We start from the raw sequence: 12,987 nt of genomic DNA on the forward strand, positions 1-12,987 counted from the left end.
TTCTGGTTTCATTCTTAAGTGCAGGTGTGATGGTATTGTGTTTTGTTTGTTGTTTTTTTTTTTTAGATGCGTATGAGAGACAGTCTCACACCAGCCCTTCGGCAGCGATCTTGTCGAGCTTGCAGCTGCCCGGCGCCGGGATGGCGTAGCCCTTGTCGTACCAGGCGGCCCGCGCTTCGGGGCTCGCCGTCGCCAGTACCTCGGGCACCACCCGGCCAAGCGGCAGGTTGATTATGGCATTGCCGCGATTGGCCTCTACCGCGCCGACCGCCGCCATCACCGCGGCATTCCTGTCGAGCTCGTCGATCCCGGCGGTGATCGTCCACATCGCGGCATAGCACGCCGCCTGCTGGTCGATCTGCCGCTCCAGCGCAGCGATTCGGTCGGCCCCCCTAAGCGATTGCAGCGCCACCAGGTCGGTGAACACTCCGAGCGCCCACTGCACGTGATGCCCGTAGGCCTCGGCTACCAGATAGGCCATGGCGTAGTCGGCCCCGAGCGGAAACTTGGCGCGCAGCCGCTCGTAGGCGCTGCGATCGACGTACACCATGCGGTTGTCCGGACAGTAGAACACCGTCAGGTCCTTGCCCGCCATGCCGCAGCCGAATGCACTCGACGTCTCGACCACGCTCATCGTCACGCGCGGAAAACGGATCGCCGTCTGCCAGAAGAAGCGCCGCCACATCAGTTCGGCTTCGCTGCCGACGATCGGTGGATAGGCGGCGATCTGCTCGATGCTGGCCGAGCTCGCCGGCACGCCGGTGATCGAGGTCGGCGGTGGCGGTGGCGAAACCTTGCCGCTGATCAGCGTGATCGGATTGATCCCCGCCAGCATGACGATCACCACGCCCAGCGCCAGTACGCCGGACCAGCCGAACCGCTTCACATGCGGCAGTGCACCCGCGGGGATCAGCCCCATTTTGGCAGCGCTCCTAGATCGAGCCCTTGAACGTATCACACTGGCTCACATCGCCGGTCTGCATGCCCTTCTTCAGCCAGGCCATGCGTTGCGCCGAGGTGCCGTGGGTGAAATTGCGCTCGGCCACCTGCCCGCGGGTCAACGTATCGTCGCCGATGGCGTTGGCGGCGGTGATCGCCTCTTCGGTGTCGCCCTGCTCCAGCAGGTTCTCGCGGTTGACGTAGTTCGCCCACACCCCGGCATAGCAATCGGCCTGCAGCTCGACCCGCACTGAATAGGCGTTCTGCTCCTCCTGGCTCATCGTGGCGCGGGCCCGGTTGAACTCCGGCAACACGCCGGTCTGGTCCTGCACCGCATGGCCGATCTCGTGCGCGATCACATAGGCCTGGGCAAAATCCCCGGGCGCGCCGAACTGCCGGCGCAACTGATCGTAGAAGCTGAGGTCGATATAGACCTTCTTGTCGTTCGGGCAATAGAACGGCCCCGAGGCCGATTGCGCCGTGCCGCACGCCGATTGCGTGGCGCCCGAAAACAGCACCACCTTGGGCGGCTGATAGGTCAGGTTGTTCTGCTGGAACACCTCACCCCACAGGGTCTCGGTGTCCTTGACCACCACGCCGACGAAGTTGGCGAGTTCGTCCTCGCCGGCATTGCTCGGAGGCGGCGCCCATTGCTGGTTCTGCGAGGTCGTGGTCCCCCCACCACCGCCGGTGAGAATGTCGATCGGGTTCTGCCCGGTGGCGAACCAGATAATGCCTAAGACGACAATGATGCCGACCAGCCCGAGGCCACCGCCGCCGGCGCGTCCCATCGGGATCGGGATACGGCCGCCGCCCATGCCACCGATGTTGCCGCCACCCTGGCCGCGCCGGTCCTCGATGTTCGAACTGCGCTCACGCCCTTGCCACTTCATCCGGAATCTCCATGGGACCAGCCCAGTAACAATACTGCTATTCGTCTTGCGACAGCAAATTTGACCAAACGGTCCAGAAAGGCCACTGTCACAATTGCCGTCGTCATTCCAACGTCACGTCGCGGCGGCATCTGAGGCCCAGATCGCCATGCGGGATAACCGGCCAGGAGAGCCGACGTTCCGTCTGGTCGCGCTTTCTTCAAATGTTGTGGGAGACGTCAATGAACTACAATTACTCAATTTCCCGCCGCGCCTTCCTTGCCGGCTCGGCGACGCTTGGCGCCGCCGTGGTGCTGCACCCCTTCGCGGTGCAGGCTGCCGCCGGCCAGGCCCACCTCCGCCTGATGGAAACCACTGACCTGCATGTCGCGGTTTTCCCTTATGATTATTACGCCGATGCGCCGAACGACACGCTGGGCCTCGCCCGCACCGCGGCGATCATCGACGCCATCCGCGCCGAAGCCGGCAACTCGGTCCTCATCGACAATGGCGACGTCATCCAGGGCAACCCGATGGGCGATTACATCGCCTACGAAAAGGGCCTGACCAACGAGCCGCACCCGATCATCGCCGCCATGAACACCCTCGGCTACGAGGTCGGCACGCTCGGCAACCATGAGTTCAACTACGGCCTCGAGTTCCTCGATGCCGCCATCGCCGCCGCCAACTTCCCGATCGTCTCGGCCAATCTCGCCAAGGGCGCGCTCGGCGCCGATCCCCTGGCCGACACCACCTATGTGGCGCCTTACAAGATCGTCGAGAAGGAACTGGTTGACGGCGCCGGCGCCAAGCAGACCATCAAGCTCGGCTTCATCGGCTTCCTGCCACCGCAGATCATGACCTGGGACAACACCCACCTCGCCGGCAAGGTCGATACCCGCGACATCGTCGAGACGGCCAAGGCCTATATCCCGAAGATGCGGGCGGAAGGGGCCGACCTCGTCATCGCGCTGGCCCATACCGGTATCGCCGCCGATACCGGCCTGCCCAAGGCGGAGAACGCCGCGCTGCAGCTCGCGGCCGTCGAAGGCCTCGACGTCATCGTCACCGGCCACCAGCATCTGGTGTTCCCCAACTCCAAGGATTTCGAGGGCCTCGAAGGCGCCGATCTCACCGCCGGGACGCTCGCCGGCAAGCCTGCCGTCATGGCCGGCTTCTGGGGCTCGCATATGGGCCTGATCGACCTGCTGCTGGAGAAGGCCGATGACGGCAAGTGGAGCGTTGTCTCCCACACCGCCGAAGCCCGCCCGATCTTCGAGCGCGTCGAGGGCAAGGTGAAGCCGCTGGTCGAAAGCGTCGCCGGCATCCTCGCCTCGGCGCAGGACGATCACGACGAGACCCTCGCCTATATCCGCCGCCCGGTCGGCGAGACCGCCGCGCCGCTCCACTCCTACTTCGCGCTCGTCGCCGATGATCCGAGCGTGCAGATCGTCAACATCGCCCAGAAATGGTACCTCACGCAGATGCTGAAGGGCACCGAGTACGAGGCCCTGCCGATCCTCTCCGCCGCCGCGCCGTTCAAGGCCGGTGGCCGTGGCGGTCCGGACTATTACACCGATGTGCCGGTGGGCCCGGTGGCGATCAAGAATGTCGCCGATCTCTATCTCTACCCCAATACTATCCAGGCCGTGGTGATCACCGGCCAGGACGTGCAGAACTGGCTCGATCGCTCGGCCGGCATCTTCAACCAGGTGGCATCAGGCGGCGCTGACCAGCCGCTGATCAACCTCGATTTCCCGGCCTACAACTTCGACGTCATCGACGGCGTCACCTACAAGATCGATGTCACCAAGCCGTCGAAATACGGCCCCAAGGGCGAGGATATCGGCAACACCGAGAGCCGCATCATCGACCTGCAGTTTGACGGCAAGCCAATCGACCCGGCGCAGAAGTTCGTCGTCGCCACCAACAATTATCGCGCCGGCGGCGGCGGCACTTTCCCGGGCATCGGGCCCGACAAGATCATCTTCAAGGGCCCCGATACCAACCGCGATATCATCGTGCGCTACATCATCGAGCAGAAAACCATCGAGCCCAAGGCGGACAGCAACTGGTCGCTCGCCCCGATCGGCGGCACCGTGCTGTTCGAGACCGGCCCGAAGGCCGCCGAGCACCTTGCCGACGTCACCGCGGTGAAGATCGAGGCCACCGGCAAAACCAGCGAAAACGGCTTCGGCGAATACCGCATCACCCTCTGATCGCAACCGGCCGGCGCGCCGAAAGCGCGCCGGCCACCACATAGCGGCTTGTCGCAACTCGCAGATTGCCCTTACCTCGCCCCCACCATCGCTTGAGGAGGCGCGAGATGTTGCACAATGAAGCCCGACACCCGGACGGACTGATCATTCCCCATCGGCGCGCGCTCGGTCTCGCCTCCGATCATGCGGGTTTTCCGATGAAGGGGTTCGTGCACGATCTGCTCGGCCAGCATTGCGATGAGGTCATCAGCCTGGGCGCCGAATCGAGCGAGCCGGTCGATTTCCCCGATGTCACCCGTAAGGCCGTCGATCTGATCCTCAAGGGTCGCGTCGAGCGTGTCGTCCTGGTTTGCGGCACCGGCGCCGGCGCCTGTATCGCCGCCAACAAGGTCGCCGGCATCCGCGCCGCCGTCGCCAACGATACCTATGTGGCGCGCCAATGCGTCATCCACGACGACGTCAATGTGCTGTGCATCGGCGCCTGGATCATCGGCCCGCAGATTGCCTCCGACGTGATCCGCGCCTTCCTTGCCGCCGAGTTCTCGACCGAGGAACATTTCCGCCGCCGGGTGGAAAAACTCGCCGCGCTCGAGCGCGAGGCGCGCGGCGGGACCTGACCATCCGGCGACCTTGACTTGCCTCCTCCGGGGGCATTGGCTCTCCCGCGTTTGTCTATTTTAGCGAGCAGGGATTCGATGGGAGCCACCCCACAAATGGAAGTCCTCCTCAAGGAGGCAGATATTACGCTGAACGGTCCCAATCCGTGGGACCCTCAGATCCACTCCGAGGAGTTCTGGAGACGATTGTACGGCCAGGGCACCCTTGGCCTCGGCGAAGCCTATATGGACGGCGTCTGGGACGTCGCCGACATGCCGGAGTTCTTCAACCGGGTGCTGCGCTCACGCGTACCCGAAGGCGTGCGCGTGACCACCAACCTCGTCTGGCAGGTGGTGCAGGCGCGCTTCATGAACATGCAGAACATCACGCGTTCGCAGCGCGTCGCCGCCATGCACTACAACGAGACCGAAGCCTACAAGGCCTCGCTCGACAAGCGCATGACTGGTTCCTGCGGCTACTGGCCGGAGGGCGTCACCAATCTCGATGACGCCCAGGAAGCCAAGCTCGACATGGTCTGTCGCAAGATCGGCGTACAGCCGGGGCAAACCGTGTGGGACATCGGCTGCGGCTGGGGCGCCTTCATGGGCTTTGCCGCGGAAAAGTACCGCGCCAACTGTGTCGGCGTTACTGTCTCGCCCGACCAGGCGGCCTATGGCCGTGAGCGCTATAAGCACCTGCCAATCGAGTTCCGGGTACAGGATTACCGCCAGTTCGAGGGCAAGACCGACCACGCCGTCTCGATGGGCATGTTCGAGCATGTCGGGCACAAGAACTACCGCACCTATTTCGAGAAGGCGCGCAGCGTCATCAAGGACGATGGGCTGTTCATGATGCACACCATCGGCAGCCAGTGGTCGACCGAGACGATCGAGGCCTGGCTGGAGAAGTACATCTTTCCCGGCGGCGTCATCCCCTCGATCGCCCAGATCGGCAAGGCCATCGATGGGCTGTTCAGCGTCATCGACGTCCACAATATCGGGCCGCATTACGACAAGACGCTGGTTGCCTGGTACGAAAACTTCGAGCAGAACTGGAAGAAGGATCGCAACCCCGAGGAGGAGCGGTTCTACCGCCTCTGGAAGTATTACCTGCTCTGCTGCGCCGGCGGCTTCCGCGCCAAGGTGCTGCAGGTCTGGCAGTTCGTGCTTGCCACGAGGGGTGTGCCCGATGGCTACGTGACGCAGCGCTGAGCGCTCCACCATCAATTTGAGAGGCGGTTAGACTGCCCCTCACCCTAACCCTCTGCCCGGCGGGGAGAGGGGACGCATCTTGCACAGGCAGTGCCCCATCGCCCCCTCTCCCCGCTGGGGAGAGGGTCGGGGTGAGGGGCAGCGCGTTTCGTTCGAGCCATGCGCGGGCTCTCCCAGCTCATTCGTCCCCAGCCGACGCTTCACTCCGGTACTTGTCGAGTGCCCGCTGCATCTCGTCGAGCTCGATCTCAGTCAGCTCACCGATCTTGATGGCTCGCCTCGGATCGCCCTGCTTCCGCATCTCCTCATAGTCGTCGATGTTCATCAACACCAAGCGCGGCTTGTTGCGCTGAGTGATCGTTACCGGTCTCCGCAGCGCTTCGACGATGATGTCGCCTGACCTGCGTGATAGATCACTAGTCGAGTAGCTCTTCTCGGACATCCGGATTTTCTGTAAATTACAGCAATGCTGTAATTTACAACAATGCTGTATCCCGAGCAAGATCGCGGCATCGCTGACGTGGCGCTGGAATCGTGGTCAGTTGCGGGCTCGGCAAGCTGGACCGATCGCAGCATGAATCCTCGCCTCACCCTCCTTCTCATCGCCGCCTTCCTCATCGGCGGGGCGGTCTATCTCTGGCTTCGGCCGACGGATGCACCGCCGGTCGCTCCCACTGCACCCGCCCCTGCCCCGACGCAGACTGCTCCGAAGTCGGAACCCACAACGCCTTCCAAGGCTTCTGACCAGTTCTTGATTCTGGCTGCGAGCTGGCAACCGGCCTTCTGCGAGGGGGCGGCCAATAAGCCTGAATGCCGGCAGCAAAGCCGTACCCGGTTCGATGCCAACCACTTCTCGCTGCATGGCCTGTGGCCCACCGACGAGTATTGCGACGTGTCGACGAAGCTCGAACAGCTCGATCGCGACGGCCGCTGGTCGGCCCTCCCTCCAGTCGAGCTTCCGGCCGAGTTGCAGAAAACCCTCGACGAGGTGATGCCCGGCACCCGCTCGCAGCTCGAACGGCACGAGTGGATCAAGCACGGCACCTGCTTCGGCGCCGACGCGGCGAGCTATTACCGCACCGCGACCCAGCTGCTCGCCGCGCTCAACGCCTCCAAGGTGCGCGACCTCTTTGCCGGCAATATCGGCAAGACCCTGACCCGTGACCAGATCCGCGATGCCTTCGACGATGCTTTCGGCCGCGATGCCGGCAAGCGCGTCCGCATCGCCTGCGACGACGACGGCAAGCGGCGCATCATTAGCGAGATCACTATCGGCCTCTGGGGCACGCCCGGCGACACGCCCGATTTCGGTAAACTGGTCCGCGCCGCCCGCCCCACCGATGGCGGCTGTATCGGCGGCATCGTCGACGCCGTGGGCTTGCAATAGAAAAGTTGCAAACTTTTCGAGTTCGCTGACGCAAGTGGAGGATCACGTCAGCTCTTTGTTTACCGGCCCGGTTCAGCGCCTCTCAACGGCTGATGGGTAGGCTGCAGGCGAACTTAGCGGAGCCTCGCATGCCGTCCCCCGATTTCGCCCTCGATATTTCCGGGCTCCGGAAGAGCTTTGACCGGCCCGTGGTCATCGACCTCGAACTCAAGGTGAAGGCCGGCGAGTTCTACGCCCTGCTCGGCCCAAACGGCGCCGGCAAGACCACCATTCTCCGCATGGTGGCGGGGCTATTGAAGCCGGATGCCGGCGCCATTTCGGTCTACGGCATCGACACGGCGAAGGATCCCATCGCCGCCAAATCCATCGTCGCCTGGGTCTCCGATGAGCCCATGGTTTACGACCGGCTGACCCCGCTCGAATATCTCGAGTTCGTCGCCGGCCTGTGGCGCATCGAGGCGCGCGAGGCCGAGCGCCAGTCCAACGAACTGATCGACTGGCTCGGCCTCAGGCCCCATGCCAACGAACGCTGCGGGGGCTTCTCCAAGGGCATGCTGCAGAAGGTCGCCCTGGCCGGAGCGCTGGTCCACAACCCGCGCCTCATCATCCTCGATGAGCCGCTGACCGGCCTCGATGCCGGCTCCGCCCGGCAGGTCAAGGATGTGTTGAAACAGAAGGTGGCCGCCGGCGTCACCGTCATCATGACCACCCACATCCTCGAAGTGGCCGAGCGCATGGCCGAGCGGATCGGCGTGATCAACCACGGCCGCCTCGTCGCCGAAGGCACGCTCGCCGAACTCCGCGCCCGCATCGGCCGCGAAACCACACTCGAGGAGATCTTCCTTGATCTCGTCGCCCAGAAGGAAGCCGACTTCGCGGCGGTTGCCTGATGAGCACGCCCGCCACGCTTCCCTGGTTCGCCGCCCACGAGTTCCGCCTCGCCTGGCGTGACTGGCTCGCCATGACCACCGGCGGCCGCAAGGTCCGCAGTGTCGTGCTGGTCCTCGTGCTCGGGCTGTTCTACCTCGGCCTGCACCTCCTCGCCAACGCGCTGCTGGCGCCCTGGGTCAGCCAGGGTATCGTCGCCGAAAAGGCGACGCTGGTGATGGTCACCGGCACAGGTTTCCTGTTCTGGACGGTGATGCTGAGCCAGGCGCTGGAATCGGTCACCCGCGCCTACTATTCGCGCTCCGATCTCGACCTGATCCTCAGCTCCCCGGCGTCCTCGGCCAGTGTCTTCGCCGTCCGCACGGCAGCGACGGCGTTTGCCACGGTGCTGCTGGCCTGTCTGCTGGCGAGCCCGATCATTAACGTGCTTGTCGCCTATGAGGGGCCGCAATGGCTCGCCGCCTACGGCGTGCTCGCCGGCTTCGGCGCCCTCGCGGCCGCGATTTCGGTGCTGGTGACGGTCGGTCTGTTCCGCAGCATCGGCCCGGCCCGCACCCGGCTGATTGCCCAGATCATTGCCGGCATCGTCGGCGCCGGCTTCGTCATCGGCATCCAGGCCGTCGCCATCCTCAGCTTCGGCAACATGAACCGCTTCTCGGTGCTGCAATCGCCCGAGTTCATCGCCGGGGCGCCCGACCTCGGCAACCCGCTCTGGCTGCCGGCCCGCGCCGCGATGGGCGATCTTGGCGCCGTGCTCATCGTCCTGGCGCTCGGCCTCGGCGCCCTGGCGCTGGTGATCCGCCTCACCTCCGGTGGCTTTGCGCAGCATGCCATCGCGGCAGCCGGCGTCTCCGCCACCCGGGTGCAACAGACCGCTTCGACGCGACCGTTCCGCAAAGCTTCGCAGCGCCATGCGCTGCGGGTGAAGGAATGGCGCCTGTTGCTGCGTGACCCCTGGCTGCTCAGCCAGACACTGATGCAGATCCTCTATCTGTTCCCGCCGGCTTTGTTCTTGTGGGTCTCCTACGGCCAGAGCGCCGGCACCTATGTCGTGGTAATCCCGGTGATCGTCATGGCGGCGGGCCAGCTCGCCGGCGGCCTCTCCTGGCTGGCCATCTCCGGCGAAGACGCACACGATCTCGTGGTCACCGCGCCGATCCACCCGCGCGCCGTGCTGATCGCCAAGATCGAGGCAGTGCTCTGCTCGATCGCAGTGGTGTTCGCGCCGATCCTGCTGTTCGTCGCCATCGCTTCGTGGGACCTGGCCTGGATCACCGCCCTCTTCGTCGCCATCTCGACCGGCTCCGCCACTGCCATCCAGTTGTGGTTCCGCGTGCCGATGCGCCGCGCCATGTTCCGCCGCCGTCAGGTCGCTTCGCGCACGGCGACGATTTCCGAGGCACTGAGCTCGATCATGTGGGCCGGCGCCGCCGTACTGGTCGCCGGCAACCAGTTGCTCGCCGTGCTGCCGGCAGCGCTCGCCGTCATCGTGCTGATCGTCGCCTGGGCCCTCAGTCCCAAGGGCAAGCGGGTCTAGCGCGCTCCACTAGCGGTGGTCTGGCGCTAGATAGGCGACGACCAGCGCCGCTACCGCGACGATTGCCCCGATCGGTCCGAGCCAGCCAATGCTCAGGTTCTCGAGCACCAGGCCGCCCACCAGCGCCGAAAGCGCTCCGCCGATGTTCATCGAGGTGAGGTTCAGCGATGCCGAGAGCGGTACGGCTGCCGGCGCCAGCGCTGCCAGCCGGTGCAGCTGTGGTGGAAAGAACCCCCACGACACCACGCCATAGAGCAGCATGTGGAAGAGGAAGGCCGGCAGCACGGCGGGGCGCGGCAGCATGGCCAGCAGCGGCACCGCGGCCAGCAGCACCACCATCAGCCCGCCGATCACCAGCATGGTCTGCCTGCCGCCGATCCGGTCGGCCAGCCGGCCGCCGAAGAAGTTGCCGAACACCGCGCCGAGACCGAATGCGAACATCACCAGCGGCAGCAGCACGCGGTCGAGCCCGAGCAGGTCCGTGGTCACCGGCGCCAGGTAGTTGAAGAAGGTGAAGCTCGCCATCACCATCACGCCGGAGGCAAGCAGCGTCAGCGGCATGCCCGGCACTTTCAGCACGCTCAGCCGCTCGCGGATGGTTCGAGGGTCGCCGTGGATATCACCCGGCAGTTTCAGCCACATCGTCGCCGAGGCGATGATCGCGAGGACGCCGAGGCCCAGATAGGCGACGCGCCAGCCGAGGAACTCCGCCACCAGCGCCGAGGCCGGCACACCGACCGCCACCGCGATCGAGCCGCCCATCACCACCGTCGAGATCGCCGAACCGCGCTTACCCGGCGCCGCCAGCGCCACCGCGGTCGCCTGCGCCGTTGAGGTAAAGAGCCCCGCCCCCAGCGCCATGAAGGTTCGCGCCAGCACCAGCAGCAGGAAGCCGGGCAATACCCCGAGCAACAGGCACATCAGCCCGAACAGCAATTCGGCCCCCGCCACCACCGTACGCCGGTCGAGATGCCCGAACAGGGTCGAGAGCAGCGGCGTGCCGATGCCGTAGGCGATGGAATAGCCGAAGATCAGGTAGCCGGCCTGCGCCAGGCTGACGCCGGTCTCAGCCGCAATGGCGGGCAGCACGCTGACGATGAGCGAACTCTCGACGCTGCCGGCAAATGCCCCCAGCGCCAACCACAGCAGTCGCACGTCCATCGTCGGAAACCCCTCGCCCGACGATGGTTAGGAGAGCCCCCGGCGGCGGTCAAGCCGCCGAGGCTAAGCCTTTCAGCCGAGCCTGGGCATGGCGACGACGCGCGGGCGGCTGAGGATCAATACCCCGAGCGCCAGCGCCGGGAAGATCGCCGCCACGAGCCCGAGCTCGTTGATCGGCAGGTGCTCGAGCACCAGACCACCGACCAGCGCGCCCAGCGCCGTGCCGAGATAGAGGAACGAGGCGTTGAGCGACAAAGCCAGCGGCGCCGAGCTCGGCGACAGCGCCACCACGCGGCTCACCTGCCCCGGCACGAACATCCAGCCGGCAATGCCCCAGGCCACCATGAAGGCGAAATAGGCCGGCGTGATCGCCGCCTGCGGCAGCAGCGGAATGGCGCCGAGCAGCAGCAGGAAGCCGATATTCAGCACCGCCGCGATGGTGACCGTCGCCTGCGCCCCGATCCGATCCGACAGCTGCCCGCCCAGCGGGTTGCCGAGCGCCGCGCCGAGCCCGTAGGCGAGCATGACGAAGGGCAGCAGCCCGGCATCGAGTCCCATCAGCCTGGTGGTCACCGGTCCCAGATAGATGAACGCCGCAAACGGCCCGGTCATGTAGAGCAGGATCGTCAGCAGTGCCGGCAACAGGCCGGGCACGCTGAGCACGCCCAGCCGCTCGCCGAGCCCACGCCGGTCGCCCTGGATGCCCTTGGGCCACATCAGCCATATCGCCGCCGCGGTCAGCACCCCTACCCCGGCAATGGCGAAATAGATGCCGCGCCCCCCGGCAAAACCCGACAGGAACGCTCCGATCGGCGCCCCCAGCGCCACCGCCATGGTGGTGCCGGCAACCACCGTCGCCACAGCCCGTGCCCGGCGTTCAGCCGGCGCCAGCGTCACCGCCGCCGCCTGTGCCGTTGCGGCGTAGAGCCCGACCGAGGCGGCGATGATCAGCCGCGCCACCAGCAGCATCACATAACCCTGCGAGAGTGCGGCGAGCAGTGCACCGACGGCGAACACCAGCGCCACCACCGCCAGCAGTGGCCGCCGATCGTATCGGCCGGTGAACGCCGAAAGCACCGGCGCCCCCACCGCGTAGGCGATGGCATAGGCAAAAACCAGATAGCCGGCCTGGGTGATCGTCACGCCGCTATCGGCCGCGATGGCCGGCAGAAGCGTAGCGATGACGAAGCCCTCGACGCCGACGGCAAAAGTGCCGAGCGCGAGCCAGATAAGCCGCGTGTCCATGGGAAGATCCTTAGTTCAATGATTGTTGAACAAATGAACCTCGTCGAAGCTCGCGTCAAGAGCTAGTTCAACGATCATTGAACTTTAGCAGGAAATGGCATAGTTCATTGCCATGACAGCGCACCCGCCCCTGCCGCATCCTGACACCGAACGGATCAGCCTCTCCACCGTCCTGGCGACGCTAGGCGACGAAACGCGACTCGCCATCATCGGCGAGCTGTCACGCTGCGGTGGGCTTGGTATGACCTGCGGGCAGTTTACCGATCTCGCCAGCAAGACGTCGATTACCTACCATGTAAGCAAGCTGCGCGAGGCAGGCGTGGTCAATGTCACGCCTGAAGGTACGCGACGGCGGGTGACCTTGCGTCGCGACGATCTCGACCATCGCTTCCCCGGCTTCCTCGACTCGATCATCGCCAGTACGGCTGATCTTCATATCGATGGATTCGAGGACGAACCGAATGAGCCGGCTGAACTTTCGCGACGCAACCCCTGACGATCTCGGCTTCATCGTCCGGCTGATCGTCGACGACAGTGTCGTCGCTACCAATGACCGCCCCGACGAACCGCAGCACCCGCGCTACCTCGCCGCCTTCGAAGCCATCGCGGCCGACCCCAACCAGCGGCTGATCATCGCCGAACTCGACGGCGAGGCCGTCGGCACCGAGCAGCTCAGCTTCATCCCCGGCATCAACCGGCTCGGCGAGTGGCGCTGCCTGATCGAGGCGGTGCACATCGCCCCCCAGCATCGCAACAAGGGGCTTGGCGGCGAGATGATCGGCTGGGCCATCGCCGAGGCGCGCGCCCGGGGCTGCGGTCTCGTCCAGCTCACCTCGAACAAGCAGCGCCTGGACGCCCATCGCTTCTACGAACGGTTGGGCTTCAAGAGGAGCCACGAAGGCTTCAAGCTGGCGCTGTAGCCCCCCTCCCC

General features: G+C 65.2%; 13 protein-coding genes. 8 read left to right on the forward strand and 5 right to left on the reverse strand.

All coding sequences use genetic code 11. The features are described from left to right. Window positions 1-85 precede the first annotated feature (85 nt). Complete coding sequence (locus VW23_RS15150; RefSeq protein ID WP_069910389.1) at window positions 86-919, reverse strand: neutral zinc metallopeptidase; 834 nt, start codon at window positions 917-919, stop codon at window positions 86-88. A gap of 13 nt (window positions 920-932) precedes the next feature. Next, entirely contained in the window at window positions 933-1,832 is a 900-nt protein-coding gene (ypfJ, locus tag VW23_RS15155; RefSeq protein ID WP_069910390.1) for a KPN_02809 family neutral zinc metallopeptidase, read from the reverse strand. A 221-nt stretch (window positions 1,833-2,053) separates the two neighbouring features. Between ypfJ and VW23_RS15160 the strand changes: the two genes are divergently transcribed. From VW23_RS15160 to cfa, 3 genes are all read left to right on the forward strand, one after another. Next, window positions 2,054-4,030: a bifunctional 2',3'-cyclic-nucleotide 2'-phosphodiesterase/3'-nucleotidase gene (locus tag VW23_RS15160; protein ID WP_069910391.1), complete on the forward strand. Its 1,977-nt coding sequence runs from the start codon at window positions 2,054-2,056 to the stop codon at window positions 4,028-4,030. Between the two features lie 107 nt (window positions 4,031-4,137). Continuing rightward, complete coding sequence (locus VW23_RS15165; RefSeq protein ID WP_069910392.1) at window positions 4,138-4,647, forward strand: RpiB/LacA/LacB family sugar-phosphate isomerase; 510 nt, start codon at window positions 4,138-4,140, stop codon at window positions 4,645-4,647. A 96-nt stretch (window positions 4,648-4,743) separates the two neighbouring features. After that, entirely contained in the window at window positions 4,744-5,838 is a 1,095-nt protein-coding gene (cfa, locus tag VW23_RS15170) for a cyclopropane fatty acyl phospholipid synthase (protein WP_069910393.1), read from the forward strand. A gap of 178 nt (window positions 5,839-6,016) precedes the next feature. Here the strand turns inward: cfa and VW23_RS15175 are convergent, their stop codons facing one another. Then, entirely contained in the window at window positions 6,017-6,280 is a 264-nt protein-coding gene (locus tag VW23_RS15175) for a type II toxin-antitoxin system prevent-host-death family antitoxin (RefSeq protein ID WP_069910394.1), read from the reverse strand. A 42-nt stretch (window positions 6,281-6,322) separates the two neighbouring features. On the opposite strand from VW23_RS15175, the gene VW23_RS15180 reads away from it, so the two are divergent. The 3 genes from VW23_RS15180 to VW23_RS15190 all read left to right on the forward strand — a co-directional run bounded on the left by VW23_RS15180 (window position 6,323) and on the right by VW23_RS15190 (window position 9,650). Beyond that, window positions 6,323-7,225, forward strand: coding sequence for a ribonuclease T2 family protein (locus VW23_RS15180; protein ID WP_244513602.1), 903 nt, complete (start codon window positions 6,323-6,325; stop codon window positions 7,223-7,225). Between the two features lie 128 nt (window positions 7,226-7,353). Then, window positions 7,354-8,115 carry an ABC transporter ATP-binding protein gene (locus VW23_RS15185; RefSeq protein ID WP_084646175.1) on the forward strand — a complete coding sequence of 254 codons (762 nt, stop codon included), beginning with the start codon at window positions 7,354-7,356 and terminating at the stop codon, window positions 8,113-8,115. After that, window positions 8,115-9,650 carry a permease gene (locus tag VW23_RS15190; RefSeq protein WP_069910396.1) on the forward strand — a complete coding sequence of 512 codons (1,536 nt, stop codon included), beginning with the start codon at window positions 8,115-8,117 and terminating at the stop codon, window positions 9,648-9,650. The genes VW23_RS15185 and VW23_RS15190 overlap by 1 nt, the downstream gene beginning before the upstream one ends. A 9-nt stretch (window positions 9,651-9,659) precedes the next feature. On the opposite strand, the gene VW23_RS15195 is transcribed toward VW23_RS15190, so the two are convergent. Continuing rightward, the gene (locus tag VW23_RS15195; RefSeq protein ID WP_069910397.1) at window positions 9,660-10,811 is read right to left on the reverse strand and encodes an MFS transporter; all 1,152 of its coding nucleotides are present in this window, start codon (window positions 10,809-10,811) and stop codon (window positions 9,660-9,662) included. A 72-nt stretch (window positions 10,812-10,883) separates the two neighbouring features. Next, window positions 10,884-12,056: an MFS transporter gene (locus VW23_RS15200; protein ID WP_069910398.1), complete on the reverse strand. Its 1,173-nt coding sequence runs from the start codon at window positions 12,054-12,056 to the stop codon at window positions 10,884-10,886. A 112-nt stretch (window positions 12,057-12,168) separates the two neighbouring features. On the opposite strand from VW23_RS15200, the gene VW23_RS15205 reads away from it, so the two are divergent. Both VW23_RS15205 and VW23_RS15210 read left to right on the forward strand, forming a co-directional pair. Beyond that, window positions 12,169-12,552, forward strand: a complete 384-nt coding sequence (locus VW23_RS15205; RefSeq protein ID WP_069910399.1) for an ArsR/SmtB family transcription factor — start codon at window positions 12,169-12,171, stop codon at window positions 12,550-12,552. Further along, the gene (locus VW23_RS15210) at window positions 12,518-12,976 is read left to right on the forward strand and encodes a GNAT family N-acetyltransferase (RefSeq protein ID WP_069910400.1); all 459 of its coding nucleotides are present in this window, start codon (window positions 12,518-12,520) and stop codon (window positions 12,974-12,976) included. Before VW23_RS15205 ends, VW23_RS15210 begins: the two co-directional genes overlap by 35 nt. The last annotated feature ends 11 nt before the right edge of the window (window positions 12,977-12,987 follow it).

The sequence above is a fragment of the Devosia insulae DS-56 genome, from assembly GCF_000970465.2.
Taxonomy (GTDB): Bacteria; Pseudomonadota; Alphaproteobacteria; order Rhizobiales; family Devosiaceae; genus Devosia_A; species Devosia_A insulae.

Coding starts and splice junctions, on each gene's coding strand:
- VW23_RS15150 (WP_069910389.1), bottom strand. CDS start 919: ATGGGGCTGATCCCCGCGGGTGCACTGCCGCATGTGAAGCGGTTCGGC.
- ypfJ (WP_069910390.1), bottom strand. CDS start 1,832: ATGAAGTGGCAAGGGCGTGAGCGCAGTTCGAACATCGAGGACCGGCGC.
- VW23_RS15160 (WP_069910391.1), top strand. CDS start 2,054: ATGAACTACAATTACTCAATTTCCCGCCGCGCCTTCCTTGCCGGCTCG.
- VW23_RS15165 (WP_069910392.1), top strand. CDS start 4,138: ATGTTGCACAATGAAGCCCGACACCCGGACGGACTGATCATTCCCCAT.
- cfa (WP_069910393.1), top strand. CDS start 4,744: ATGGAAGTCCTCCTCAAGGAGGCAGATATTACGCTGAACGGTCCCAAT.
- VW23_RS15175 (WP_069910394.1), bottom strand. CDS start 6,280: ATGTCCGAGAAGAGCTACTCGACTAGTGATCTATCACGCAGGTCAGGC.
- VW23_RS15180 (WP_244513602.1), top strand. CDS start 6,323: ATGCTGTATCCCGAGCAAGATCGCGGCATCGCTGACGTGGCGCTGGAA.
- VW23_RS15185 (WP_084646175.1), top strand. CDS start 7,354: ATGCCGTCCCCCGATTTCGCCCTCGATATTTCCGGGCTCCGGAAGAGC.
- VW23_RS15190 (WP_069910396.1), top strand. CDS start 8,115: ATGAGCACGCCCGCCACGCTTCCCTGGTTCGCCGCCCACGAGTTCCGC.
- VW23_RS15195 (WP_069910397.1), bottom strand. CDS start 10,811: ATGGACGTGCGACTGCTGTGGTTGGCGCTGGGGGCATTTGCCGGCAGC.
- VW23_RS15200 (WP_069910398.1), bottom strand. CDS start 12,056: ATGGACACGCGGCTTATCTGGCTCGCGCTCGGCACTTTTGCCGTCGGC.
- VW23_RS15205 (WP_069910399.1), top strand. CDS start 12,169: ATGACAGCGCACCCGCCCCTGCCGCATCCTGACACCGAACGGATCAGC.
- VW23_RS15210 (WP_069910400.1), top strand. CDS start 12,518: ATGAGCCGGCTGAACTTTCGCGACGCAACCCCTGACGATCTCGGCTTC.